At 38.4% G+C, this 25078-nt stretch carries 22 protein-coding genes, 1 pseudogene and 1 riboswitch; of the genes and pseudogenes, 18 read left to right on the top strand and 5 right to left on the bottom strand.

Annotation, left to right across the window (positions count from 1 at the left end; all coding sequences use genetic code 11):
• Positions 1–53 precede the first annotated feature (53 nt).
• Positions 54–977, top strand: coding sequence for a type I pantothenate kinase (gene coaA, locus LREU_RS08465; protein WP_003669003.1), 924 nt, complete (start codon positions 54–56; stop codon positions 975–977).
• On the opposite strand, the gene LREU_RS08460 is transcribed toward coaA, so the two are convergent.
• Complete coding sequence (locus LREU_RS08460) at positions 974–2164, bottom strand: ATP-binding protein (RefSeq protein WP_003669001.1); 1191 nt, start codon at positions 2162–2164, stop codon at positions 974–976. The two genes, coaA and LREU_RS08460, sit on opposite strands and share 4 nt — an antisense overlap.
• Before the next feature lie 514 nt (positions 2165–2678).
• Here LREU_RS08460 and guaA point away from each other — a divergent pair.
• The gene (gene guaA / locus LREU_RS08455; protein WP_011953557.1) at positions 2679–4232 is read left to right on the top strand and encodes a glutamine-hydrolyzing GMP synthase; all 1554 of its coding nucleotides are present in this window, start codon (positions 2679–2681) and stop codon (positions 4230–4232) included.
• A 1134-nt stretch (positions 4233–5366) separates the two neighbouring features.
• Here guaA and LREU_RS08450 read toward each other — a convergent pair.
• Positions 5367–5984 (bottom strand): hypothetical protein, encoded by a 618-nt coding sequence (locus tag LREU_RS08450; RefSeq protein ID WP_003668998.1) that lies wholly within the window; start codon positions 5982–5984, stop codon positions 5367–5369.
• On the opposite strand from LREU_RS08450, the pseudogene LREU_RS10685 reads away from it, so the two are divergent.
• The 11 genes and pseudogenes from LREU_RS10685 to LREU_RS08395 form a co-directional block, all read left to right on the top strand.
• Positions 5953–6225 (top strand): annotated as a pseudogene (locus tag LREU_RS10685) (type IIL restriction-modification enzyme MmeI); the annotation flags it as partial. The gene LREU_RS08450 and the pseudogene LREU_RS10685 sit on opposite strands and share 32 nt — an antisense overlap.
• 267 nt (positions 6226–6492) lie before the next feature.
• Positions 6493–7839 carry an SLC45 family MFS transporter gene (locus tag LREU_RS08440; RefSeq protein ID WP_003668995.1) on the top strand — a complete coding sequence of 449 codons (1347 nt, stop codon included), beginning with the start codon at positions 6493–6495 and terminating at the stop codon, positions 7837–7839.
• Positions 7836–9605, top strand: a complete 1770-nt coding sequence (locus LREU_RS08435) for a glycoside hydrolase family 13 protein (RefSeq protein ID WP_003668994.1) — start codon at positions 7836–7838, stop codon at positions 9603–9605. Before LREU_RS08440 ends, LREU_RS08435 begins: the two co-directional genes overlap by 4 nt.
• 191 nt (positions 9606–9796) lie before the next feature.
• A complete protein-coding gene (locus LREU_RS08430) occupies positions 9797–10279 on the top strand; it encodes an IS30 family transposase (protein ID WP_011953556.1) in 483 nt (160 codons plus the stop codon).
• A gap of 484 nt (positions 10280–10763) precedes the next feature.
• Positions 10764–11669, top strand: coding sequence for a hypothetical protein (locus LREU_RS08425; protein ID WP_003668990.1), 906 nt, complete (start codon positions 10764–10766; stop codon positions 11667–11669).
• Complete coding sequence (locus LREU_RS08420) at positions 11636–13702, top strand: hypothetical protein (RefSeq protein ID WP_003668988.1); 2067 nt, start codon at positions 11636–11638, stop codon at positions 13700–13702. The genes LREU_RS08425 and LREU_RS08420 overlap by 34 nt, the downstream gene beginning before the upstream one ends.
• Positions 13703–13719: 17 nt before the next feature.
• The gene (locus tag LREU_RS08415; protein ID WP_011953555.1) at positions 13720–13968 is read left to right on the top strand and encodes a hypothetical protein; all 249 of its coding nucleotides are present in this window, start codon (positions 13720–13722) and stop codon (positions 13966–13968) included.
• A gap of 1 nt (position 13969) precedes the next feature.
• Positions 13970–14185, top strand: coding sequence for a DUF3173 domain-containing protein (locus LREU_RS08410; protein ID WP_003668985.1), 216 nt, complete (start codon positions 13970–13972; stop codon positions 14183–14185).
• On the top strand, positions 14163–15380 hold the full coding sequence (locus LREU_RS08405; protein WP_003668983.1) for a tyrosine-type recombinase/integrase: 1218 nt from the start codon (positions 14163–14165) through the stop codon (positions 15378–15380). Before LREU_RS08410 ends, LREU_RS08405 begins: the two co-directional genes overlap by 23 nt.
• Positions 15381–15772: 392 nt before the next feature.
• The gene (locus LREU_RS08400; protein ID WP_003668982.1) at positions 15773–17011 is read left to right on the top strand and encodes an L-lactate MFS transporter; all 1239 of its coding nucleotides are present in this window, start codon (positions 15773–15775) and stop codon (positions 17009–17011) included.
• A 70-nt stretch (positions 17012–17081) separates the two neighbouring features.
• The gene (locus LREU_RS08395) at positions 17082–17954 is read left to right on the top strand and encodes a TrmH family RNA methyltransferase (protein WP_003668981.1); all 873 of its coding nucleotides are present in this window, start codon (positions 17082–17084) and stop codon (positions 17952–17954) included.
• A 191-nt stretch (positions 17955–18145) separates the two neighbouring features.
• Here the strand turns inward: LREU_RS08395 and LREU_RS08385 are convergent, their stop codons facing one another.
• Entirely contained in the window at positions 18146–18682 is a 537-nt protein-coding gene (locus LREU_RS08385) for a TIGR01440 family protein (RefSeq protein WP_035164165.1), read from the bottom strand.
• An 18-nt stretch (positions 18683–18700) separates the two neighbouring features.
• On the opposite strand from LREU_RS08385, the gene LREU_RS08380 reads away from it, so the two are divergent.
• The 4 genes from LREU_RS08380 (at position 18701) to LREU_RS08365 (ending at position 22235) form a co-directional block, all read left to right on the top strand.
• Positions 18701–19861, top strand: coding sequence for an MFS transporter (locus LREU_RS08380; RefSeq protein WP_011953553.1), 1161 nt, complete (start codon positions 18701–18703; stop codon positions 19859–19861).
• A 92-nt stretch (positions 19862–19953) separates the two neighbouring features.
• Complete coding sequence (locus tag LREU_RS08375; protein ID WP_003668977.1) at positions 19954–21021, top strand: LysM peptidoglycan-binding domain-containing protein; 1068 nt, start codon at positions 19954–19956, stop codon at positions 21019–21021.
• Between the two features lie 12 nt (positions 21022–21033).
• The gene (locus tag LREU_RS08370; RefSeq protein WP_003668976.1) at positions 21034–21498 is read left to right on the top strand and encodes a hypothetical protein; all 465 of its coding nucleotides are present in this window, start codon (positions 21034–21036) and stop codon (positions 21496–21498) included.
• A gap of 215 nt (positions 21499–21713) precedes the next feature.
• A complete protein-coding gene (locus tag LREU_RS08365; RefSeq protein ID WP_003668975.1) occupies positions 21714–22235 on the top strand; it encodes a GNAT family N-acetyltransferase in 522 nt (173 codons plus the stop codon).
• A 73-nt stretch (positions 22236–22308) separates the two neighbouring features.
• Here LREU_RS08365 and cytX read toward each other — a convergent pair whose 3' ends face one another.
• The gene (gene cytX / locus LREU_RS08360) at positions 22309–23478 is read right to left on the bottom strand and encodes a putative hydroxymethylpyrimidine transporter CytX (protein WP_011953552.1); all 1170 of its coding nucleotides are present in this window, start codon (positions 23476–23478) and stop codon (positions 22309–22311) included.
• 74 nt (positions 23479–23552) lie between these two features.
• Positions 23553–23661, bottom strand: a riboswitch (TPP riboswitch).
• Positions 23662–23973: 312 nt separating this feature from the next.
• Between cytX and LREU_RS08355 the strand changes: the two genes are divergently transcribed.
• Entirely contained in the window at positions 23974–24561 is a 588-nt protein-coding gene (locus LREU_RS08355; protein WP_003668972.1) for a DUF4767 domain-containing protein, read from the top strand.
• A 179-nt stretch (positions 24562–24740) separates the two neighbouring features.
• Here LREU_RS08355 and LREU_RS08350 read toward each other — a convergent pair whose 3' ends face one another.
• Complete coding sequence (locus tag LREU_RS08350) at positions 24741–25028, bottom strand: transposase (RefSeq protein ID WP_003668971.1); 288 nt, start codon at positions 25026–25028, stop codon at positions 24741–24743.
• Positions 25029–25078: the final 50 nt, after the last annotated feature.

Genomic DNA, 25078 nt, shown 5'->3' with positions numbered 1-25078 from the left:
ATTAAATGTGAGTAACCGTTTTCATTAACGGGTGAAATAAAGGATTTTGCATAATGGATGAATGGATGAACTACGAACAATTTGATCGGCAAACATGGCACGGCTTTTTCCCAACTGATTCAGTGCGGTTAACCCAAGGAAACTTGGATGAAATTAAATCATTGAATGACCGAATTTCAATTGAGGATGTGCAGGATGTATATTTGCCGTTAATAAAATTAATTCAATTGCGCTACCAGAATTTTTTGGAATGGCAGATGCAAAAAGCAAACTTTTTACAGCGTTCCACGATGCGCATTCCATATATTATTGGGATTGCGGGTTCGGTTGCAGTTGGGAAGAGCACCATCGCTCGGTTGATTAGTATTTTACTAAATAAGATGTTGCCGGATAAGCGGGTAGAATTAATGACGACGGATGGGTTCTTATATCCTAATGCAGAATTAAAACGGCGGGGGATCATGGATCGGAAAGGTTTTCCCGAATCATATGATATGGAAAGACTTCTAAAGTTTCTCAATGATGTCAAAGCAGGGGAACCAGTTGTTAAGGCACCTACATACTCGCATCAGGTTTATGATGTTCAACTGGATAAACCCTTGGTAATTGATAGTCCAGATATATTAATTGTAGAAGGGATCAACACATTGCAATTGCCAAGTAACCAGCAACTCTATGTCAGTGATTACTTTGACTGGTCATTGTACGTTGACGCAGATCCGGACTTGATTGAGCATTGGTATCTTCAACGATTTGGGATGCTGTTAGATACAGCCTTTACTGACCCATCAAACTATTACTATCCTTATTCGAAGGGTGACCGCCAAGAAGCATTTAAAATGGCAAAATATGTTTGGCAACGTGTCGACCTTCCTAATTTACGGGAGTTTATCCTACCAACTAAGAGTCGTGCTGACGTAATTTTACACAAAACTACTGGCCATGTCGTGGATAAGCTTTACTTGCGACGGGGTTAATTGGTTAGCCAGCTATATAAGTCAATAATTTCAATATCAGGATCTAAGCCAGCGTAATTGAGCGCTGGTTTTACTGTAATTAAAAGCTTTCTATATTTTGAGGAAAGTTGCCGTAATCCGCTGATCGCCCGACGATAGGCACCATCATCAGCAAGCGAATAAGCAATTTGAATACAGGTAAAGATATCATTTTTAATTGCGACAAAGGTAATTTCATTATCTTTGATACGGCCGCTATATACTTGGTAACCTTGGCTCAACAAGTCAATAAAGACGATATTTTCAAGAATTCGTTGAGAAAGGACATTCTTTTTTAGTGTGAGCGCCTGACGAATACTGGGATCTACCGGATAATAACGAATATTGGTGCTTTTGACGTGGCGACGAGAAAAATCATACTCTTTGCACGGGTAAAAAATAAAGGACGTCTGTAAGAACTGCAAATAGAAATCGACTGTCTTATTGGAAGTAGTGATATGGTGACGTTTAAGACTATCAACAATCTGAGAGATATTTTGTGTGGTTCCGGCGTGATGAGCTAGGTGATGCGCGAGTTGTTTAGTTAGTCCTGGATTACAAAGGGTCGCTTGCTGGGTGAAATCGGTAATGATAATCGTGTTGATGATCCCATTCACATAATTACGGAGGTTGATTGGACCGTGAATTTCGTGAGTATAGGGGAAACCACCCTCATTTAAATATTGATATAACGTTTGGGAATCAGCTTCTTGTTGGTTCCTTTTTATGTATTCACGGAAGCTGCAAGGGAAAACGGGGATGATGATGTAGGGAGTCATTTGTTGAAGATTTTCTTTCTCCAGAATAGTTTTGTTGGAACTTGTAATATAGACATCAGTATTGGAGAGTGAATTTAGGGCATTGACAACGCGGGCAAACTGGGGAACCACTTCAACTTCATCGAGAAAAATATAATTCATCTGGTGTTTACTAAGCCGATCAAGGATAAATTGTAAAAGATATTCTGGATTGCATAATTCATTTTCTAGGAGATATTCAAAGTTGATCACCTGAATTTGGCTTGGGGATATTTCTTGGCGCCGAAGAGTTGCTCGGAATTGGTCAAGAATAGTTGTTTTACCACACCGACGAACCCCAACGAGGATCTTAATTGTTGGCCGGTCCATGTTGTTTATTAGTTGGTTAAGATATTTTGTCCGAATAAACATATTGTACCTCAAGTAAAAATAGCTAACTAAATTTTATCAAATATAGAAAGCGTATTCAAACCAACTGAATTTGGAATGGATTACAAATCCTGCACTAGAAAATTTAGTTAAAGCCCTTAGTAAAAGTAAAAAAATGAACCTTTTTAATCCTAATATACCAAGGTTCGAAACGGTTGCATATAATATTTATGACTCATTTTTATTGACAATTACTGACAGACCACTTAAGAAAGATACAGATTAAATGAGATGAGGAGGCTGTCGAAATGATAAAAACTGATAAAGATACTAAAACACTTGAAGCACAAGCGGTTGATGAAGAATTACGTCTATTAAATATTGATTTAGAACACTAATTAAATATCCTCAATAAAATTCCATCTAACGAAAAAGGCGTGAGAAAATTTGGCTCCCGTCTTTTTTGTTATGGAATATTAAATAATCATTGACCATGCCATGTTCAGCCTGTAAACTAGCCTTTAAGAATAAAAATTTGAACAAAGGAAGTGTCATTGTGGCAAACATCAATTTAGATGCGTTTGATAAGATCATTGCCTTGGATTTTGGTAGCCAATACAATCAATTGATTACTCGTCGGCTTCGTGATTTCGGTATTTATTCCGAATTGCTTTCTCACAAGTTGACTGCAGACGAGATCAAAGAGATTAATCCTAAGGGGATCATCTTCTCTGGTGGCCCTAACAGTGTTTATGATCCAAACGCATTCAAGGTCGATCCAGAAATCTTTAAGCTTGGGATCCCGATCTTAGGTATTTGTTATGGAATGCAATTAATGTCATACGATCTTGGCGGAAAGGTTGAAAAAGCTGATAACTCCGAATATGGACGAGCAGATATTGAAGTACTTGATGACGAGGCTGTATTATTAAAAGGTTTGCCAAAGAAGCAATATGTATGGATGAGCCATGGTGATTTAGTAACTCAAGCCCCAGCTGGTTTTGAAGTTACTGCTACTAGTAAGAACTGTCCAATCGCATCGATTGCTGATAATGACCGTAAATTCTATGGTGTTCAATTCCACCCTGAAGTTCGTAATTCCGAATATGGATTAGACATTTTACGCCGCTTTGCTTTTGATGTTTGTGGCGCTAAAGCAAACTGGACGATGGATGACTTCATCGATATGCAGATTGATGAAATCCGCAAAGAAGTCGGTGACAAGAAGGTTATCTTAGGCCTTTCTGGTGGGGTTGATTCCAGTGTTACTGCCGTTTTGATCCACAAGGCAATCGGTGACCAACTTACTTGTATCTTTGTTGACCACGGATTGTTACGTAAGAACGAAGCTGACCAAGTAATGGATGCGTTGAGCCGCGACCTTGGTGTTAACATCATTAAAGTTGACGCCGCAGATCGCTTCTTAGGTAAGCTTGAAGGTGTTACCGATCCAGAACAAAAGCGGAAGATTATCGGTAAGGAATTTATCGAAGTCTTTAACGAAGAGGCCAAGAAGATTAAAGATGCTGATTTCTTAGCTCAAGGTACGCTTTATACGGACGTAATTGAATCTGGAACAGACACCGCCCAGACAATTAAGTCTCACCATAATGTTGGTGGTTTGCCAAAGAAGCTCGGTTTCAAGTTAATTGAACCATTACGCAAGCTCTTTAAGGATGAAACCCGTGAACTCGGTGAAAAACTTGGAATTCCACATGAATTGGTATGGCGTCAACCATTCCCAGGTCCAGGTCTTGGAATTCGTGTTATTGGTGAAATTACTCCTGAAAAGCTTGAAATTGTTCGTGAAAGTGATGCAATCCTTCGTGAAGAAATCAAAAAAGCAGGTCTTGATGAAGAAATTTGGCAATACTTTACTGTCTTACCAGGTATTCGTTCAGTTGGTGTCATGGGTGATGGCCGGACATATGACTATGCAGTTGCTATCCGGGCCGTTACCTCAATTGATGGGATGACAGCCGATTTCGCTAAGATTCCATGGGATATTCTTCAAAAGATCTCAGTCCGAATCGTAAATGAAGTCGACCACGTTAACCGCATTCTTTATGATGTTACGAGTAAGCCACCTTCGACGATCGAATACGAATAATGTTATAGAACAATATGAAGAGGGAAGCCTAAGATAACGGCATTTGTAGAGGTTCAAATTTGGTAGAATTGGCAGTTTATTGCAAGTTGTCTACCAAAAGTCTACCAAAAACATCAATAGATAATACCGCAAAAGGTACTACGTAATTTGAGCTTGCGTAGTACTTTTTTTGTTATTACATTGGCACGCCATTGTTTTAAAATTACATATTTTAGCTATAAGTAATAATATAATTATCTTTACAGGTTCTGTATATTATCCTTACTTAATTGTGAAGATAGGTATGTTCTTTATTTCCCAACGATGCGTCCGGAAAAGGAAACTAAGAACGATTCAAAGAAAAAGAAGAACAAGAAGAAGTAAACTGAATGGTTGATATAAAGGCATTTAGAATATGCTAAAACTACTTGCAAGTTCTGATGTTATTCTTTATAAGATTAGAAATTAGGGTGTATATACACCAAAAATACACCAAATTTAATAAAATAGTTAGATAAAAAGGCTGACATAAAAAATGAAGACTTCATCTCTCTAAGCGAGAAATGAAGTCTTTTACTTCTTTTGAAAAACTAGTTATATCTCATGAGAGCCAAAATAAGCCTCAAATGAGCACACTTTGAGGGCTTAATGATAAATTAATCAAATCGTCTTAAAAGAGCCTATAAAAGCAATATATAAAGAAAAAACAGGTACCACATAAATTTAATATACGTAATATCTGTTTCTGCTATTAAGTTTTCAAATATAATGATGAGGTTAAAGATTCTAATCCTATGGTTGAGCATTAGATTAAGTAAAATAACTTATTATAACGTTGTTTGTTAGTAGTGAGACAAAGCTTAGTAGAAAAAGAAAGTTAGGCACAAACTCTCTACAGAAAACATCAGCGAATAATACGGTAAAAGGTACTCTGTAATTTGAACTTACGTAGTACCTTTTTTTGTATCGTTGATTGTCAGAAGGTTATTAGAAACATATGCGGTATATTTATTTTTTTGTAAAAATGATAGATAGGGTATGCTTAGGAAATAATATAATTATCTTTAATTAATAATCCATATTTCATTAATCATAGTGAACTGATTGTACTTAAACTAAAAAGAAATGTATCAATATAAAGAATATGTTGAAACATTATTTTTTATGGTGAATATTAGCTTTGATAGAGGATGCATCCTCCAGAGCTTGGTGAATGACATCCGCGTACCTTAAATGTTTTGCATTATAAAATGCGACCGAAATAAAAATAGTTGTAACTAATATTAAAATAAGCAGGCTAAATATTATGGGAATAACAGGAACTTGAGCAATAAGATGCGTGATAACTTTAGTGTTAAAATTTTTAACAGTGACATTACCGACTGTAATATCTTCATTAGTTCCAGATATGGTAAGGATAAGAGCAATTGTACTAACTATTAGAATTACTTTACTAACATTATTAAGTGTTATATTTCTTTGATAGACTTTTTTAGAAGATTTTAGCTCAATATAATGCTTCAAAGTAGTTATTTCGGTTAGTGATAACTTTTGTAATTCATACACTAATAGTTCATATAACAAAATACTATTAACATTACCGTTGTTGTCTATGTAAAGCTGCATTTGATTTTCAGATGGTAAAATCTGTTTTATATCAAAAAAGACTAATAAGTCATGTAGATAGTCATCTTTCCAGTTAATTTTATAAAATCTTTCAATGTTAGTAAGATTTTTCCAACATAATTTTCCTTGGCCTAATTTAGATGACAAATCTAGAAAACAAATTTCAAAAACAGCCCAGGGAATACTTGATGCCCGTAAACTTTACCCAGATAGTTCTCTTGCCGATCTCTACGATCCATTAACGATGCCAGTCGAATTTCGTAAAGCACATGAGGCTAATGATAAAGCTGTTCTTAAAGCATACGGCCTAAAGCCATCAGCTACTGAGCAGGAGATTGTACAGCATCTATTTGAAATGTACGAAAAATTAACGAGTAAGGAAAAATAATCTTTCGTAATAAGCTTTGTAAAACTCCGGTTTTATAAAGTGGTTGAATAACTAAAACTAAGCTTTTATAAAATTTAAATGGATTGTCAGTTTACCTTAAAAAAGCAAATGTGCGGTAAGAATTTAGGGAGTCCAAGGGACCGTCAGCTTTTAAAAGTAAACGGTTGCTAATAATTTTGTGCAAGCGGTTGCAATAGGCGGCCGATAGCAGTATTATGTAAGCGTAATCATTATAGACTTATTAATTATTGATGGAGGCGCTATTATATGAGCGAGAAAAAGTTAAATAAAAATTTGCCGTCCCTCGCGTTTTCAGTATTAATGCTGATGACGTTTGGGAACCTGGGGACTTCGATGGCCTTTGCTTTGCAGAGTGCTAACATGGGGCGGATCTTCCAAACCCTGGGGGCGGACCCAACCAAGCTAGGATGGTTTTTCATCCTGCCGCCATTAGCAGGGATGGTTGTTCAACCACTGGTCGGCTACTTTTCCGACCGGACCTGGATTCCTAAAATTGGGCGGCGGCTCCCTTACTTGATTTTAGGGACGATTGTGGCTGTCATTGTGATGTGCCTGTTGCCGAACTCCGGCTCGTTTGGTTTCAAGACTTCGACTGCGCTATGGTTCGGCGCGGTAACCATCCTATTTATGGACCTGTCTTCAAATATGTCGATGCAGCCATTCAAGATGATGATTTCTGACATGGTAAACGATGAACAAAAGGACCAGGCTTGGTCATGGCAGACGATTTGGGGAAACATCGGGTCAGTTGCCGCTGACCTCTTCCCGTTTTTCTTGACCTGGATTGGGGTTAAGAATATTGCAGCTAAGGGTGAATTACCAGATTCTGTTAAGTGGTCATTCTATATTGGAGCTGCGATTTTAGTTGTTTCATCAATCTTTACTATTTGGAAAGTTGACGAATATGACCCAGAGACTTATGCCAAGTACCACGGCTTAGACCAAAATGCTAATATTAGTGAAAACTTCTTCACAATTGTTAAACACGCGCCCAAGGTTTTCTGGACGCTGGGAATTGTTGAATTTTTCTCTTGGACTGGTTTCCAATACCTGTGGACTTATGGTGCAGGGACGGTGGCCCAAAACATCTGGCACACTACGAATGCTTCTAGCGCTGCTTACCAAGCTGCCGGAAACTGGTTTGGTGTCCTGTCTGCTGTTGAAGTCGGGGTAGCAATTATTTACGGATTGGTTTTGCAAAAGCTGAATGACCGAATTCGGAAACCTGCCTACGCCTTAGGAATGGTCCTGGGTGCCCTCGGCTTCTGGGGCTTATCTGTTGCGCCGACTAAGCTATTATCGTTTGTTGCTTTTATTGGTATCGGTATGTGCTGGGTTACGATCAACTCCATCCCGTTCACTATCCTGACGAATGCCCTGGATGGTAAGCATGATGGTACTTACATGGGGTTATTCAACTGCTGGATCTGCCTCCCACAGATTGTTGCTTCTGTTTGCTCCTTTGCTCTTTATCCGTTATTGGGCAACTACATTCCACACATGCTGGTCGTATCTGCTGTCCTAGCACTGATTGGGGCATTTACGGTTTACGTTGTCAAGGAAACCTCTGTTGAAAAGGGAGATATTGAATGATGAATCTTGCTGCTATCTACCACCGGCCGGAAAGCGAAATGGCCTTTCTTTATGACTCTCAGACGATGCATATCCGTTTACGGACTGCTAAAGATGACGTAAAAGCGGTCCAGCTATTGCACGGTGACCCTTACAGTCTTCGCAGCCTGGCGGGAATTAAACCGCCATTTTATACCAAACCGACGCCGATGAAGAAAATCTTGTCAGATGACCTCTATGATTATTGGCAGATTGCGGTTACCGAGCCGAAAAAGCGCTTGGCGTATGCCTTTGACATCACTGGCGCTGATGGGACGAGGACGGTTTATACCGACCGGGGCTACCTTCAGCCAGATGACCACGCTGCCTTGAATGATTTAAATACCTACTTTCGGATGCCCTTCTTCCAAGAGATTGATATGTTTCATGCTCCAGAATGGGTAAAGAAAACGGTTTGGTACCAGATTTTCCCCGATCGCTTTGCCAATGGTGATCAGTCCAACGACCCTGCTGGTACTAAAAAGTGGAATGCCAATGACCATCCTGGTCGTCAGGATTTCTATGGTGGTGACTTGCAGGGTGTACTGGACCACCTTGACCACCTTCAAGCATTGGGTGTCAATGGGATCTACTTTAACCCGCTTTTTAAAGCCCCTTCTAACCATAAGTATGATACAGAAGACTATTACCAGATTGATCCTCACTTTGGTGACGCCGCCTTATTTAAGGAAGTGGTTGCCCAGGCTCACAAGCGGGGGATTAAGGTAATGCTAGATGCCGTCTTTAACCATATTGGTGATAAGTCGCCACAGTGGCAGGACGTCCTTAAAAACGGCCAAAACTCGAAATATGCTGATTGGTTCCATGTTAATAAGTTCCCAGCAACTTACACGCCGACCAAGAACTTTGAATTTACCCCGGATGCAACTTACGATACCTTTGATTACACACCGCATATGCCGAAACTCAACACAGCTAACCCAGCAGTGCAGGATTACTTGTTGGGAATTGCCAAATATTGGATTGAAGAATTTGATATTGATGCTTGGCGGCTGGATGTGGCCAATGAAATTGACCACCACTTCTGGAAGAGGTTCCATCAGGAGACAACGGCCCTCAAACCAGATTTTTATATCCTAGGTGAGATTTGGCATACCTCGCAGGCGTGGCTGAACGGGGACGAATTTAGCGGGGTAATGAACTACAGCTACACCGGTGCTATTTTGGACCACTTCATCAACCACCGGCTTAGTGCGGAACGAATGATTGATCAGCTTAGCAACCAGCTGATGAAGTACCGTGACCAGACTAATCAGATGATGTTTAATGTCTTGGATTCTCATGATACAGCGCGAATTATGACTCAGGCCCACGATAACCGGGACCTAGTCAAGCAAACTTTTGCCTTTACATTCTTGCAGCCTGGAACACCGTCAATTTACTATGGCACCGAGTACGGCATGGATGGAGACAATGATCCGGACTGTCGGAAGCCAATGAACTGGGCGCCTGACGATGATGCTCAAGAAATGCTTGCATATTTTAAGAAGCTAGTCGCATTACGTCGTGACTATGCCGACCTAATTGCAGGCGGGACAATTGCATTTAATGTCCTGCCAATCGGGGTGGTGGAAGTTTCCCGTACAGGTGCTGGGAAAGTGCTTAAAGGGTTCTTTAACACTACGGGCGCACCAGCGGAGTTAGCAACCAGGGGCCAACTGCTTCTTAGTCAGGGAATGCAGGGGCACCAGCTGGCTCCAGACGGTTTTGCGATAACAATTGAATAACGAGTAGCGGGATGACTGGACAGCCAGCCGCTGCATTTTTATCATTAAAATAGCAAAGAGGTCGGGTTATTTCCCGGCCTCTTTTTAGTTATGGCAGATTGTAAAATTTAAGTTGAACATTAAGTGGACAGAAAAACCCATAAAGGTCTTTAATGGTGTTACCACAACATTCCATTGAAAGAAGGACCTTTATGGGCACCACTATCTTATCATTTTCAGACCGCGTTGTCATCGAAACACTTCATAACGAGAAACGTTCCTTGCAGTATATCGCTAACTACTTAGGCTTTAGTAAGACCACTATCTTCAATGAGCTTCACCGGCTAAATAGTGAGTACCAGGCTGAGCTAGCGCAAACTGACTTTGAACAAAAGGTTAGTCAACGGGGGCGGAAGTCTTCGCTCACTAAAAACCTTAAACACTTGGTCGAGGAAAAGATTCAAGTCCAGAAGTGGTCCCCTGAACAAGTTGCCCATGCTTATTCACCACATGAACGCGGTAGTAATGAGAACCGTAACCGAGTTTTGCGACGATTTATTCCCAAGGGACAAGCTATTGAAGAGCTGAGCGATCGCGAGCTGGTTCAAATCAATTGGTATCTGAATTCCCGGCCACTCAAATGTCTTAACTGGCGCACACCAATCGAGATCTTCCTGCTTAATTTACGTCATTAAATTCGTTCAAGTTATTTCTTGCAATCTGCCAAAACAAAAACCGTTCTTCTAACTTGAAGAACGGAAATTATTGTCTTAAGAGAATCTTAATAAAATATTTACACGAAATTTGCTCTTTTATCACAAGCTGAAAACCGCATAATAACAGCCTGTATTACATTTCTTAATTATTATTATATAATTAATGAGATAAATAGTCAAGCAAAAGCCATTTACTTTTCGAACTGGTGGGTTATTATATAAATAACAATAATTATTTAATAATTATTGCAAAATAAAAAAGGTTTCAGAAATCGCCGGGCAGCAAAATCTGAAAACCTTAACCTACTTAACAGTTTAAAACTGAAAAACTATATAAATATACTCACTACCAATGCATATATTTATATATTACTATTATAACCTTTATTATAAATAAAGGCAAGTTTAGTATACCCTTTTTCGGTTTTGCTGTTAAGCAGGAATTGAAAAGGGGTATTTTATTTTGAAAAAAGTAAAAAAGAAAAATGGCATTATGTATTGGCCTAGCACTCCTCGGTTCCTCTTGATGGCTGAACAGTTGCATTTAACGCCAGATTTTAATCATCGGCCAGAAACTATGGATGAAGAGCACGAAAATATTAAGTTACTGCCTCCACAGTTACTATCATCTTTGGTTGCGACGGGACCGTATGAAGGTTATCAAAAGGAACGACTTAATTTTACTGGTAATGGTATTTATCTATACCGAAAATGCATGGTACGTAACGTTGCACAAATTGACGTTCATTCGTTGCTACTAACAATGGCTTACCAATTGGATTTATTAGATGAACGGCATGAAAAAATGTTTTTGGAAAAGAAAGAGATTGAGGCAGATCCTAATTATCCTAACAATAAACGACTTGTTTCAAAAAGGAAAAGGTTAAAGCAATGGTTAAACAAGTATTGTTCAACCATTGGCAAGACAAAAACAGAACACAGTATTAATCGCTATAAAGCTATGTATGGTGGTATGAATATGGTTTTCGACATGCTCAACTTTTGGGGCCTATCAAACGTGATTAATTGTGTTAATGATGGCTTCATTATTACCAACTTTAATGAAGAAAAGTTCGAACAATTTAAGGACAAATATAGTGGGAAAGTCAAATACCTAACATTTTCAGTTAAACAGTATGATTTTTGCCTTGTGAAAAATGATTTGGAATACCTTCTTATTAATAGCGATGGTGATTATAAATGCCGTAATCGTGAATTTGGAAAAAATGGTGTTTACGAATTGTTAACAGGAAAATCACTAAAAGATGAAACTGTTAGTGTTAATGAAAAAGCATTGTTGGAAGCAGAACGGATTGAAAAGGAGAGCGTAAAATTATGCAAGGATCTTTTTTTGAAAACAACAAACTAAATGGTGATGTCAAGGCACTACATAAGATTTCTAAGAAATTAGATGCAATTTTAACAGATGCTGGTTTTGCAGATGTTGATAGTAAGTTGCCTAAAGAGTACTACTATGCTTTCTCAATCGACAAGGAAAAAAGTAAGGATGTTAAATCTTATATTAATGAATTCACGAAAGCCTCGTTGGTAAATCAGGTGTTTATTTCTAAGACTAAAGTTGCTGATCGGATTAATTTGTTTGGGCAAACTATTTTGGCAAATGAAATTGATGATGTTGATGAGTTTCTAAAATTACATTCTAATTTTAGCTTGATTGACAGCTTGCCAATCACGATTGCTACTATTACCGACGATAAGATTGAAGAATGGTTGGATAATATTATTGATAAGAATAAAGATATCCTAACCAAGAATACTTACCTATATAACGAGCTAGCCATGGTGCTACAGATCTGGGCAGTAGAGCATGATATGGATGCTAATAAGTTAGCTAAAAAACTCTATAATACGTTGAAATACAATGCCTTAAGGAAGCAAATTATTGCTGAGAAAGTATATAACGATCCACGTTCACTACTAGTTGATAATCAACTTATGGTGTTGAATGATCATCATATTTATACTGCTGAACCAACTATTGTTAACAGTTTGATTGATCAATTCCTTCCAAATTCAAAGTTCGATAACATTATTAATGCTCGAAAAAATGTTCACGCTCAATTAGTTGATTCAAAATTTGAAAATGAAGTTTTAGACGACGGCTTTAAGTCACCCCACCAATCTATCATGATTGAAGAAGATGGCAATATTCAAATTGCATCCCCTTTAGTAGGAAAAATGGAAAACTATGTCAACGTTGATTATATTGACATTGATAAGGATTCTAAGCTTAAAGCTAGCGAAGAATATAAACAAGTTATCCAATTCTTGACGCATATTAGTGGTGGCAAGCTAGAACAACTGTTATATATGCTTGGATTTATCCCATTACAAAACACAGGAATTCTGGCTAAGGTACGTCGTTTCTTCATTCTGCTAGGCGTTCCTGGGGCAGGAAAAACTGTCTTAGCAAGCTTGTTAGAAAAGATCTTTAATAATACGCAGAATAATACTTCTTGTATCTTGACTTCAGAGTCAAATATTAATAAGGCATTAACAGATCCTAATCTGATCGATGCAAATGACACTAAAAAAGGGCAACTTACTTTGTGGTTTGACGACTTCCAGACAGATTCACAGAATAATGCTATTAGCTCAAAGGCTGGAACTGCAATCAATGGAATTATTAGTGGTAAGACAATGTCTGGTGCTGCCAAATTCCAACAGTACCATGACGTAAAACTGCCATCATTAATTGTGATTGCTACCAATGCTCTCCCTCAGATCCGTCAAGTAGGTACAGCAGATCGCATGTTTGTCTTTAATTGTAATACAAAGCTATATGATGAGGTTGACATCCCCAATGACGATGCAGCAGCTTGGATTAATAATAAAGAAGTTCAAGAAGTAATGTTCTACCTTATCATCAAATACGCGTCTAAGCTCGTAACTATGAGCAAACAAGATTTAGGCTTGATTTTTAGCCAAGAGAATTCTGCTCAAAGTAGTTTGTCAAACATTAATTCATCACTTTTGGAGTTTCTCGAAGCGCAACACATTACGTGCCCGTTTGATCTGATTGGGATGGGGACAAGTGACTTGTTTGAAACCTATAAAAACCACACTCATATGGTTACTGCGTCATACCGCACTTTTAAAGATCAAATTAAATCGCTAGGACTGAAGTTCCAACGCAAGCATTTTAACGGGGAGTATTATAGCAACGTAATTGTGTCAGGTAATAAGGCCCTTGATAATGGGAAAATGAAAGACATGCTCATAAAATATGCCGTTTTGCCCGATAAATTATTCAATTATGAAACAACTGATGATACGTACACGTTACAACATTGGCATGAGAATTTTGTGATCTACCGTGAAGAACAAGGCAAGAATAAACAAAATTCTAAGCTATTTGTTCCTTTTAACTTTAATGATTAATGTTAGGAGAAAGGGTAATGGACTATCAAAATAAACAAGCAGTGAATGTTAGACAAGAGTTGTTCTTGAAGTGTTTTTCTAAAGTAAATGCGATGGGAAATGCTAAACAATTGCCAATTAATGTGATTAATGGTGATCACTGTATTGTTGGCATGTACTATCCAATTAACGCTTACGATAAATTGGATAAGAAAATTGACGAGTTAAAAAAAGAAATTAAAAAGCTGGAAAGCTATCGTTATGACATGAACAAAGGGGATATTTAGCATGAAACCAATGGTTAATTATAAAGACTTAATTCGACTAGGATTCAAGGAACATCAGGCACGCGATATCATTCACCAAGCTAAAATTAATCTTGTGGAACAAGGTTTGCCTTTATACAATGGGAAAAGGATTGGTGTTGTACCAGTTCGTGCTGTTGAAAAAATTGTTGGGTTTCCGTTATTAAAAGACGGGAATGATAGTATTGGCAAAGACTAAATATCCAGATGTTTATGTAGACAATAAGGGTCATTACTATTATTTAGTTGAATTAGGCCATGATTTATTGACAGGAAAAAGAATTCAAAAGAAAAGTCGACGAGATGCCAACAATAATAGGTTTAGATCTGCACATGATGCATATAAAGAGTGCTTAAGGATAAAGAATGAGTACCAGAGTCAGAATGGTTACGCAAATTACGGACTCTTGTACGGTGACTTTATGGAGAATTACTATATTCCATCTTATAAATCTGATGTTGAACATAGTACTTTTAAGAGTCGTCAAAGTATTTTTAAACATTTAATAAATTGGTTTGGGCAATATAAGTTACGAAGTATCCGATCTATTGACTGTGAGAAATTTAGAGTATATTTGCTCAATAAAAGTGGTTATTCTCAAGGTTTTTCAAGCATGGTTTATGGTTTGTTCCGTAATACGTTAGATTATGCTGTAAGAATGGATTTTCTTACTAAAAATCCTTCTCGTAAGACCAAGGCTATTAATAAAGGTAAATCTAATGTTGAATTCTGGACAAAATCAGAATTTGAGAAAGTCCTTTCTGTCATATATACTAAAGATTATTATCAACACATGTGTTTTACTATTTTATACTTATATTTCACATGTGGGATGCGTGTGAGCGAAGGGTTGGCTTTAACATATGATGACGTCGATTATAAACGGCATCGTTTAAGAATCAATAAAACGCTTGATATGACTAATAAGGAACATTACACAATAAAGCCCTACACCAAGACTATAAATGGCATTAGGACGATATCGTTGGACAACGACACTATTCGAGTATTAAAATCTTGGCAAAAAGATCAACAAGCTCATGGTGTATATCACTTTATAATGTCCTATGATGATACCCCCATGAGTCGAACGACAATTCCGTTGATAATTAAGAGGTTTGCAAAAATTGCTGGTGTGAAACCTATTCAGGCTAAAGGACTTAGACATAGTAATGTTAGTTATTTAATCAATGAGTTTAATGCTGATGTGTTAACAGTTTCCAGAAGACTTGGGCATTCAGGTCCAGATATAACACTCAAGTACTATTCGCATTTATGGCCGCATAATGATGAAAGCATTGCTGATAAAATGGAAGGTAATATTATTTTCAAAAATGCTAAAGAAAATAAGTTGGCTTTTAATGGAAATCAGCATCTCCATTCAACCAAATAATCCTACCAAAACCCTACCAAAAATAGGAAATGACTCTAGAAATGCCGATATTATAGGGATAATAAAGGGGCATCTTCAATTGAATACGAATAGAATTATATAATGTAACTTAGAGTTGGAACTGCGATATGATGGTACTTTGGTAGTTTTAAAACTAAGTCAACTCAATTAAAAACAACATATTTGCCAATGAGAAACATCCAGTGTAAAAGCTGGGTGTTTTTTACTATTAAAGGTAAGTTTCAAGCAGTAATAAATGCTATCGCTAAATTAGATTGTTCGTTTTTTTCTTATTGATAAGTTAGTTGCTCTATGATATTTTTAAATAGACGAACTTATAGAGCTTAATTTATTAAAAAGTTCGTAAATTATGTAGAGAAGGAGTAGTGAAGATGCCGAAAACAAGAAATCGTTATGGAGTAGCTATTGCAGGAGTAATTTTGCATTTGATGATTGGTAGTGTCTATGCATGGAGTGTGTTTACCAAACCAATCTCTGGATATACAGGCTGGAAGGAAACTTCAGTATCGTTTGCATTTAGCTTAGCTATCTTTTGCTTGGGGATGTCAGCTGCCTTTATGGGGCGTTTAGTAGAAAAATTTGGGCCAACAGTTACTGGAACTATTTCAAGTATTTGCTATGGGAGTGGGATTGCCTTAACGGGATTAGCGATTCAGTCTCATCAATTATGGTTATTATATGTCGCATATGGAGTAATAGGTGGCTTAGGATTAGGGTCAGGATATGTAACCCCGGTTTCTACTATCGTGCGTTGGTTTCCCGATAAGCGGGGACTAGCTACTGGTTTAGCAATTATGGGCTTTGGTTTTGCAGCGATGCTTACGGGGCCGATTGCGCAAAGTTTAATGGCGAACGTTGGCGTTGTAAATACCTTCTACATTCTCGGAGGCTTTTATTTTGTTGTAATGCTGGTTGCTGCCCAATTTATCAAGAAGCCACGATCACATGAACTCCCTCCAGCGATTGCTAAGAATGCTGAACGGATAAGTTTGACTGGTCGCGAATTAACTGCTAATCAGGCTTTGCGGACACGGACATTTGCTTTCCTATGGTTTATGTTTTTTATTAATATCACTACCGGAATTGGGCTAGTTTCAGCTGCTTCACCAATGGCCCAGGACATGACGACAATGACAGCGAGTGCGGCTGCCGTAATGGTTGGTATCATTGGTCTATTTAATGGTTTTGGTCGTCTAGCTTGGGCAACTTTATCAGATTTTATTGGCCGGCCACTTACCTATAGTTTGATTTTTGTTCTTGATATTGTGATGCTCTTTGTTCTTCTTTTATTTAAGGCGCCATTTATCTTTGCGTTAGCGTTGTGCTTATTAATGTCTTGTTATGGGGCGGGATTCTCTGTGATTCCGGCATATCTCGGTGACGTTTTTGGAACAAAAGAACTTGGAGCTATTCATGGCTATATCTTAACTGCCTGGGCAATTGCTGGGATGGTGGGACCCCTTCTTCTTTCTTACACACACCAAGTTCTCCACAATTACTATGTCACCTTAATTGTTTTCATAATTATTGATGCTTTAGCAATGATTGTTTCTCTTTTGATTCAACGTGATTTTATTACTAATCGGCAAACGAAACTCGTTATAAAATAACCGTCATGAAAAAGATCGAAAATAAGAGTATACTAAACTAATTCAGTTTTTAAGATAAGGTAAATTCAATATGCATAATTTAATTTTTCTTACAGATCTTACAGGATCAGATTTAGATCCTTATATGCGACTTAATGAAGCACAACTTTTTCATGCTCTTGAACCTAATCCGGGTTTATTTATTGCGGAAAGTCCCAAAGTGATTGAACGAGCTTTACGAGCAGGTTATCGGCCAGCATCTCTTTTAATAGAAGAAAAGGAACTAGAGCGCGACTTGGCTGATTTGGATCATGAGATGGCAATTAACCAAACTAGGGGATTAGAACAAACGCCAATTTATGTAGTTAATAGTAAATTACTTCGGCAGTTGGCTGGTGGTGGTTATAATCTTTTACGAGGAGCATTAGCAGCTATGCACCGCGTCAAACGGCCAAGTCTAAATAATTTTTTGGCTACTATGCCCAGTGACCATCCGCGTATCGCAATCCTGGAAAGTGTTGTTAATCCCACCAACATTGGGGCGATTTTTCGCTCAGCCGCAGCTCTCGGAATTGATGGGGTAATTGTAACGAGCGACTCAGCTGATCCCCTTTATCGCCGGGCCTCACGGGTAGCTATGGGAACGGTTTTTCAAGTACCGTGGACCTATGTTGATGCTAAAGTTTGGCAGTCAGAAGGAGTTGATCTTCTTCATCGAGCTGGCTATAAAACAGCCGCGATGGCGCTCCGTCATAACACGGTTGATATTGATGATCCTCAGTTAGCTGAGGTGGATAGATTAGCCATTATCCTTGGTTCAGAGGGGCCGGGATTAAGAGAAAATACAATTACGCAGAGTGATTTTACAATTAAGATCCCGATGGCTACAGGCGTTGATTCCTTAAATGTGGCGGCTGCCTCGGCCCTCGCTTTTTGGGAATTGGGTAATCGGAAAGTTAAATAATTGAACGAAAAAGGGAATAGAATTAAACTTGCTTGCGAGTTTTTAGCCCCACTCCCGCAAGGATGGCTACAATGCAAAGCTAGTCTACAAGGATTTCCACGATATCGTAACAAGATTCGTATAAAAAAAGAGGATGTTGAAAAAGTTTTCTCGCAGCCTCATAATTAAAATTATTTATTGTCAAACGGATCCTATTCGTATTTTGCGCGCGCACCACCAATCAATTTTGGTCGGTTGCGGAGATAAGTCGTATGAGCCAGTCCGATTTGTTTTATCGAAGTGCGAACTGGAACTTGGATAAACTTAACATGCATGCCAATCGAGGTATCACCGATGTCCATGCCGGCTTCAGCAGTAATGTGTTCAACTTCAATCGAATCGTTAAAGTTTTCAAAAGCAGCAATTTGTCCTGCACCACCTGCATGGAGCGAAGGGAAGACAGTAACTTGTTCAAAGCCGCGCTCCTTAGCTACATTTCGTTCGACAACAAGTGCCCGATTAAGGTGCTCGCAACCTTGGACTGCTAAATGGAGTTGGTGTTTTCGTAAGATATTAACAACTGTCGAAACAATCGCCCAGGCAATCTCAATGTTAGAGTCCTTTCCGATTATTCCGCCATGGACTTCACTAGTTGAAAGACCTAACACTACGAGGTCATCTTTTTCTAACTGAGCTTGATCCAATAATTCGGTTAAACCTGTTGCTGTTTGTTCTTTAATTTTATTTATACGAAAGGAGCTAAAGATATGTCTAAATTTCGCTTGCAGTCCGTTGTTTTTGTCTTAACCGCATTTTTATTAGGATGTAATGAATTTATGATTGTGGGGGTTATTTCTGATATTGCCAAAAGTTACCATGCTTCATTATCAACGGTTGGCTTTTTAGTTACTAGTTTTGCAATTATTTATGCTATCTGCACGCCTTTAATTACCACTTTGACAGGTAAGTTTGATCGTTTTAAGGTTTTGATGGTGCTAATGCTAATCTTTTTAATCGGTAACACTTTAACCGCAGTTGCGCCTAACCTATTTTGGCTATTTGTTTCGCGGATTGTAACAGCTGCGGTCGCGGGGACAATTATTTCATTGATTCTTGTATTTGTAAGTATGATTGCGCCCATTGAAAAACGGGCAATGCTGGTCGCTTCAACTTTCACTGGTTTTAGTATTGCTACGATTGTAGGGGTCCCCGTTGGAACGGCAATTAGTAATGCTTTTTCTTGGCGGGATAGTTTTGCCCTCATTTCGGTTTTAACAGTAATTATTTGTGGCTTTTTATATTGGCCGACACCACGGGACAGTCGTCAAGAAAATGCTTCGTTAAGTAACCAAGTTCAACTTTTTAAGGATCGGCGAATAATTCTTGGGGTTATCGTAATGGTAACATTAATGTCCGCTGAATATACTTTCTATACTTATGTTCGCCCCATTATTACCAATGTTCTTGGGTTTAGTACGACTAACTTAACATGGCTATTAGGACTTATTGGAATTACGTTTATTCTTGGTAATATATGTGCCGGCGTAATCGCAAATCGTTTTGGGATCACTAAACTTACAATTATTAGTAGTACTGTTCTTATTTGTTTGTTGTTGATGAATGCAATGTTCCATGTTGCATGGTTAGGAATTCTGTTATTGTGTGTTATTTGTTTTGTTCTAGGAATGCCCGGTTCAATTCTGCAAGTAATGTTTCTGAACATTGCTGATCGGGAATATCCAGAAGCAATGAATCTGGCTTCTTCATTAAACCCAATTTGTACTAACGTGGGAGTATCGATTGGTTCCTTGACAGCATCGATCAGTATCAATTTTGTTCAAATTAACCAGATTGGGTATGTTGGGGCAATCTATGCATTGGTTGCCGTTTTTGGTTCGTTCTATCTTATTAAAACCAGCGCCAAATAGAAAGGGTCATACCTGCATTTGAAGAATTATTCTAATAGCAGTAAAATTATTTCTGTATTAATAGGTTTGATACTATTAGGGAGGATAATTCTATGAAGTTAAGTAAGAAGCAACTAGCAGCTACTTTTATGACTGCTGTTTTAGCGGGATCAGTAATGATTGGCTCTGTGGTAACTACTGAGGCTGATAATGCCAGTGGATCACCAGAAGAGCAAGCGGATATTACTAATTGGATTGCCAATACCCCCGAACAAATTTCTAATAATATGGCGATGCAACACATTAATACCAATAACCTTAATGGCACTCGTTACATTATTCAATGGGGTGACACTTTATCGGGGATCTCAGCCGCAACTGGAATTTCTGTGGCTAAACTTTGCTACGATAACAACATTCAAAATGCTAATTTAATCTTTGCTGGGGATGTTCTTATCTTAAACCGTGAAGGAAGCGTTCCTGCTGGTTATGATCCCAACGTAAATCCGAATGTTGTTGCCCAGACAAAGATTACAATCAATAATGGCCCAACAACAGTGAATATTGCCGTTCAACCACAATCTGTTGTTAAGAATTACGATAATTCCGACAATTCTGATCATTCGACAACAATTTACAAGGCAGGCGCGGTAAATTCATTTAACAACAACGACAATGATAATGAACAAAGTGCTAGTCAATCCAGCTCAACTAAGTCTGCTAAGCATCAGAAGCATACTTCATCAGTCAGTGCTTCTGACATTGTGAGCGGCTTGAATGATGCCAATAATAATGACAAACTGTCCTTTGACGAAGGGGATGGGGGTAGTGACGCTGATGAACTTAATGTTGATTCAGCAGCTATCTTAAAGGATGCTAAGAAGAATGACTATGATGCGATCCTTAGTGAAATCGAAAGTGCCCTAGGTTCAAAAGCCAAGAAGGATACGACAGTTTACATTGAAAAAGATGGCAACGAGATCCATGTCTACGCTAGTGTTAATGATGACGCTGATAGCAGCAATAGTAGCAGCAATAAGGATGATGAAGATAGCGATAGCAGCAGTAGTAGCGAAAGTGAAAGCAGCGATGACAGCAGTCAAAGCAGCAGTGATGATGAAGATAGCAACAGTCAAGCTACTACAAGTGACCACGACACCGACACTTCTGACGATGAGTAATAGGGGATAAAAATGCAAAAAAAGACAAAAGTTATTATTTCTGTTTTAGTAGCAGTAATGGTTGTTATTGGCGGCTTTTATCTCTATGCTAGTCGGACAGTGGCTAAACGCCTTCCTGGTCACGTTTATGAATATACATCAGTGTCAGGTAATCAGAATGCTTATATGACCTTTGCCACAAGTGGGGATCAGGTTGTTGTTACTCCCGACAAGGATACGGCAATCAAAGCAAGTAATAGTGCTAGCGATTTTCAACAAGCCTACCAAGACAACGCCGAAGATGGCAAGTGGAATTATAAGGCGCAAGGAAATCGGTTGACACTTTCAAAACTGCAAGATGGGAAAGTCTCAATGTGGCAATATAATCATATGCTAGCATTAGGCAAAAAGATGCGGTCTGGTAACTTTACTTATCAGATTGCCAATGCCGGTCAAGGAATTGATCATAAAGCGACTAAGTTTGAACAAATTAGATGATATAAAGTTAAATAAAAGGGTCTCCCAATTCTAAAGGAGGCCTTTTTATTATGGATAAATATGAGATTCCCTCCTTAAAATGAAAACGCTGTGACAAAACACTTAAACTTAGCTAAAGCCCCATCAGTTTAATAATTAATCGTGATAAAATGACCATACATTAATATATTAGAATTTTGTTATTAGGAGTGAGAGATGATTAAGGAGAAAAGATAATGGCAATTTACTTACGACGAGCAACTTTGGATGATCTTCAAAGTGTGATGACAATTATTGAACAGGCACGAGCACAATTAAAAGAAAAGGGTAATCCACAATGGCAAGATGGTCATCCTTTCCAGAAAACGATGGAAAATGATATTAAAGCTGGCTATAACTGGGTGCTAATTGATAATCAAAAAATTGTTGGGACGGCTACCTTACAACTAACCTCGGAACAAACGTATGAAGAGATTAAAGATGGATCGTGGTTAAAACCAAATGAGCCATATGCAATCATTCATCGATTAGCAGTCCTTCCTTCCCACAATGGTCAAGGTTTTGGGAAATATATCTTCTCCAATTTACTTACGGTTGGGTATTTGCAGGGAGTAAGGAATTTCCGTTATGATACTCATTACAAAAATATTCCTGTTCAAAAAATAGGCCAGGAGATTGGCTTTATAAAACGCGGAACGATTTATACTGATGACAAAATTGACAATAAACATATGGGGTTTGAACTGAATTTAAAATAAAAAGTCTACCTGCCCTAAACGGTTATTAGGACAAATGAACTTAATATTCTTTTCCTGTAATTATTTAGCTTAACTATTTTGCTTTAACTAATTTCATAACGCGACAGGTGCCCCATGTCATTGCGATGATGACAATGATGGTAGTAACGGTACTGCCGAGCGGAAATGAATAATTTAGCAGAATTCGGTAAATGATAAAACCAATCAACCAGAGAATTAGGTTAGTCCATTGGCAATTTTGTTGACGATAATCTACTTTCAAAATGAAGTAATCTGTAATTTGAATCGCAATCATTGGTGCAAAAACTGAGCCAATAAGGTAAAGAAAATTACTGAAGTTATCCATGGGGAAAATTAATGCACTAATTGTTCCTAGAATAGTTGCACCAATTGCGGCCATTGTTCCCGACCATTTATTGAAAATCGTTTTTGAAGAAACACCAGCAGAATAAGCGTCCATAAATGTCGTTGTGATTGTGGAAAAAATAATGATAAATAAACCGGCAATTCCCAAGCCGGCCCGTAAAATAATCGTGGCGATGTTAATGTCATGAGTAAGGATAGCAGCTCCTAAACCGATGAAGGCCATCCAACAACTAGTCAGGCCATAGACAACTGCACTAATCCCGCTAGTTGGCACGGGTCGTTGAGCAACACTGGTGTAATCACTAATAAGTGGCAACCACGATAATGGCATGGCGATAACTAGCTCCATCCCCTGAGCCCATGACAATGTACCAGTTGGTGAACTGGTAGAATGATGGGTAAAAATGGCGGCGCATAGGAGACCGCTTAGAATTAATAATGTTGAGATGGTCGCAAGGTTAAGGTAATAAAGGTGCCGAACCCCGACGAGCAGCCAGCCAATAATCAGGGCGCCGATTAAAATGACCCATAATGCCTGATTAAGGTGCCAGACCCCATTGGCTGCTAATGCACCATCATAAATCATGATGCCGGTCCAACCGATCAATTGGAGAACATTCAATAGGGCAAAAAACTTACTGCCATTTTGGCCAAAACTAATTTTTGCGGCGTTCATTGAACTAAGACGTTGCTGACCGCCAATAATTCCAGCTAAAAAGAGCAGAAAACAGCCGATAATGTGGCCAAGGATAATTACGGCGATCCCTTTTGTAAAACCAAGGGGAGCTAAGTAAGTCCCAGTTAGGATTTCGGCAATTGAAATCCCGGCGCCACACCAAATCATGCTGTTTTCGATAATTGTTGTCTGTCGTTGCATAATTCCACCATCCTTAAGTTTGATTTGATTAAGATAGTGCAAAGTAAAAAGCGACCAGTAATCACTTTGATCCTGGTCGTCCTTTATTAATCCTTCCTACGTTGGCATTATCCAAATCAGGTTCATTGGGTCGAGACGCATAGTCCCCTCTCAGCCTGTCTGCAAGCTCCCCGTTTATGCAATTCAATGTTAATCTTAGCAAATCTCAGTTGAATGTCAATTAATGATCTTAATTTACTGATTAAGCCAGACACTGCTCCTGTGATGTGATATAGTAAGGGTGTAATTTTTTAAGTAAAGCGAGGGAAGATCATGGATAAATACACCGTTGAATTAAGTGAAGAAGATATCCAAATGATCAAGGATTGTCATTCAAAGAATCCTTCTATCATGAAGGCAATGAACGACGCTAAAAAAGTTGAAGATTAATAGGTAGACTGGAAAGAAGAGGGAAGCATTCTTTCTGGTCTTTATTTACGTTTGGGGAGGATAAAATTGAAAAAATTAATGGAAGTTCTTGCGATTGCTAGTTTGGGCGTTGCCTTAACTGGTTGTGGCAACCAAAGCACGCAAAGCAGTAGCAATACCGCAAAGACTAATTCAGAAGCTAGCAGTAGTCAAAGTACTGCCACTACTAATAATACAAGCAGTAGTGAATCGCACCACGATAGTTCATTGTGGAATAATCAAAAGAATGAGCAGTTGGCATCGTTTATGCAAAAATGGGGACCAACAATGCACCAATCCTATGAACAATATGATGGTCAAAATGAATTGAAGGTTTCAACAGGAATAACATACCCCGATGGTTTAAGCAAAGAATTAGTAGAAGGTCAGTCTGGCTTGATTGGCTGGGCACCATCAGGCAAGGGTGATTATGAATATAATGTTGTAGCGATCTATAATCATGACGGGACAGAACCGCCATTGCCAAATCGAATTACATACTTCTTTGCCTTCCATAATGGTAAACCGGTTGTGTTAGTTGACCAATCAAATAACGGTGATCCAGATTGTCATCCGACGACTAATATGGATCTTGAAAGCAATTTTGAACGGATCGCAACAGAATCTACTAAATAATCTTGGAAATAGATCCTTTAGTTTGTTATACTAAAATTAGTTTCGCGTATAATGGTCCAGCAAACTCAATTTGAGTGGCTGGACTTTTTTGGCTCTACGTCAAGTAGTGTTGATACGCAAATATGAATCATCGCCAATTAAATTGGTCTAGTTAGAACTGTCATTCGTGACGGTTCTTTTTAGTTAGTTTGAATTTGGTGGCCAATAATTAAATAAATCCAAGTTTTAAATGCCGTAAAGTAACGATAACCACAGGCAACTCGTTTGATAGTCTTAATTCGATTATTAATCCCTTCGGTTCGACCATTTGAGAACTTAGTCTCAAAGCCACACTTAATCCCCTCTTTATAACGCGCTAAAACTTGGCAACGGTTGATCATTTGGGCCACTCGGTACGCTTTAAGCTTTTGCACGAAAGAATGGGCGATGATTATCAGCTCGTTTGTGGTAAGATGGGTGTAAGTCATTTGTGGTTTCCTTTCTTTTGTTTAGGGGTATTCAAAAGTCTACCACAAAT

This window comes from Limosilactobacillus reuteri subsp. reuteri, assembly GCF_000016825.1.
GTDB classification, from domain to species: domain Bacteria; phylum Bacillota; class Bacilli; order Lactobacillales; family Lactobacillaceae; genus Limosilactobacillus; species Limosilactobacillus reuteri.
Note: the sequence above shows the minus strand (reverse complement) of the source record. Positions and strands in the feature narration are given on the sequence as shown.

Bases quoted from the DNA above. Each gene is read 5' to 3' on its own strand.
- LREU_RS08420 (WP_003668988.1), top strand. From the start codon at position 11,636: ATGCAAGGATCTTTTTTTGAAAACAACAAACTAAATGGTGATGTCAAG.
- LREU_RS08365 (WP_003668975.1), top strand. From the start codon at position 21,714: ATGGCAATTTACTTACGACGAGCAACTTTGGATGATCTTCAAAGTGTG.
- LREU_RS08395 (WP_003668981.1), top strand. From the start codon at position 17,082: ATGCATAATTTAATTTTTCTTACAGATCTTACAGGATCAGATTTAGAT.
- LREU_RS08415 (WP_011953555.1), top strand. From the start codon at position 13,720: ATGGACTATCAAAATAAACAAGCAGTGAATGTTAGACAAGAGTTGTTC.
- LREU_RS08375 (WP_003668977.1), top strand. From the start codon at position 19,954: ATGAAGTTAAGTAAGAAGCAACTAGCAGCTACTTTTATGACTGCTGTT.
- LREU_RS08405 (WP_003668983.1), top strand. From the start codon at position 14,163: ATGATAGTATTGGCAAAGACTAAATATCCAGATGTTTATGTAGACAAT.
- LREU_RS08380 (WP_011953553.1), top strand. From the start codon at position 18,701: ATGTCTAAATTTCGCTTGCAGTCCGTTGTTTTTGTCTTAACCGCATTT.
- LREU_RS08435 (WP_003668994.1), top strand. From the start codon at position 7,836: ATGATGAATCTTGCTGCTATCTACCACCGGCCGGAAAGCGAAATGGCC.
- LREU_RS08370 (WP_003668976.1), top strand. From the start codon at position 21,034: ATGCAAAAAAAGACAAAAGTTATTATTTCTGTTTTAGTAGCAGTAATG.
- LREU_RS08400 (WP_003668982.1), top strand. From the start codon at position 15,773: ATGCCGAAAACAAGAAATCGTTATGGAGTAGCTATTGCAGGAGTAATT.
- LREU_RS08350 (WP_003668971.1), bottom strand. From the start codon at position 25,028: ATGACTTACACCCATCTTACCACAAACGAGCTGATAATCATCGCCCAT.
- LREU_RS08410 (WP_003668985.1), top strand. From the start codon at position 13,970: ATGAAACCAATGGTTAATTATAAAGACTTAATTCGACTAGGATTCAAG.
- cytX (WP_011953552.1), bottom strand. From the start codon at position 23,478: ATGCAACGACAGACAACAATTATCGAAAACAGCATGATTTGGTGTGGC.
- LREU_RS08430 (WP_011953556.1), top strand. From the start codon at position 9,797: ATGGGCACCACTATCTTATCATTTTCAGACCGCGTTGTCATCGAAACA.
- coaA (WP_003669003.1), top strand. From the start codon at position 54: ATGGATGAATGGATGAACTACGAACAATTTGATCGGCAAACATGGCAC.
- LREU_RS08440 (WP_003668995.1), top strand. From the start codon at position 6,493: ATGAGCGAGAAAAAGTTAAATAAAAATTTGCCGTCCCTCGCGTTTTCA.
- LREU_RS08460 (WP_003669001.1), bottom strand. From the start codon at position 2,164: ATGTTTATTCGGACAAAATATCTTAACCAACTAATAAACAACATGGAC.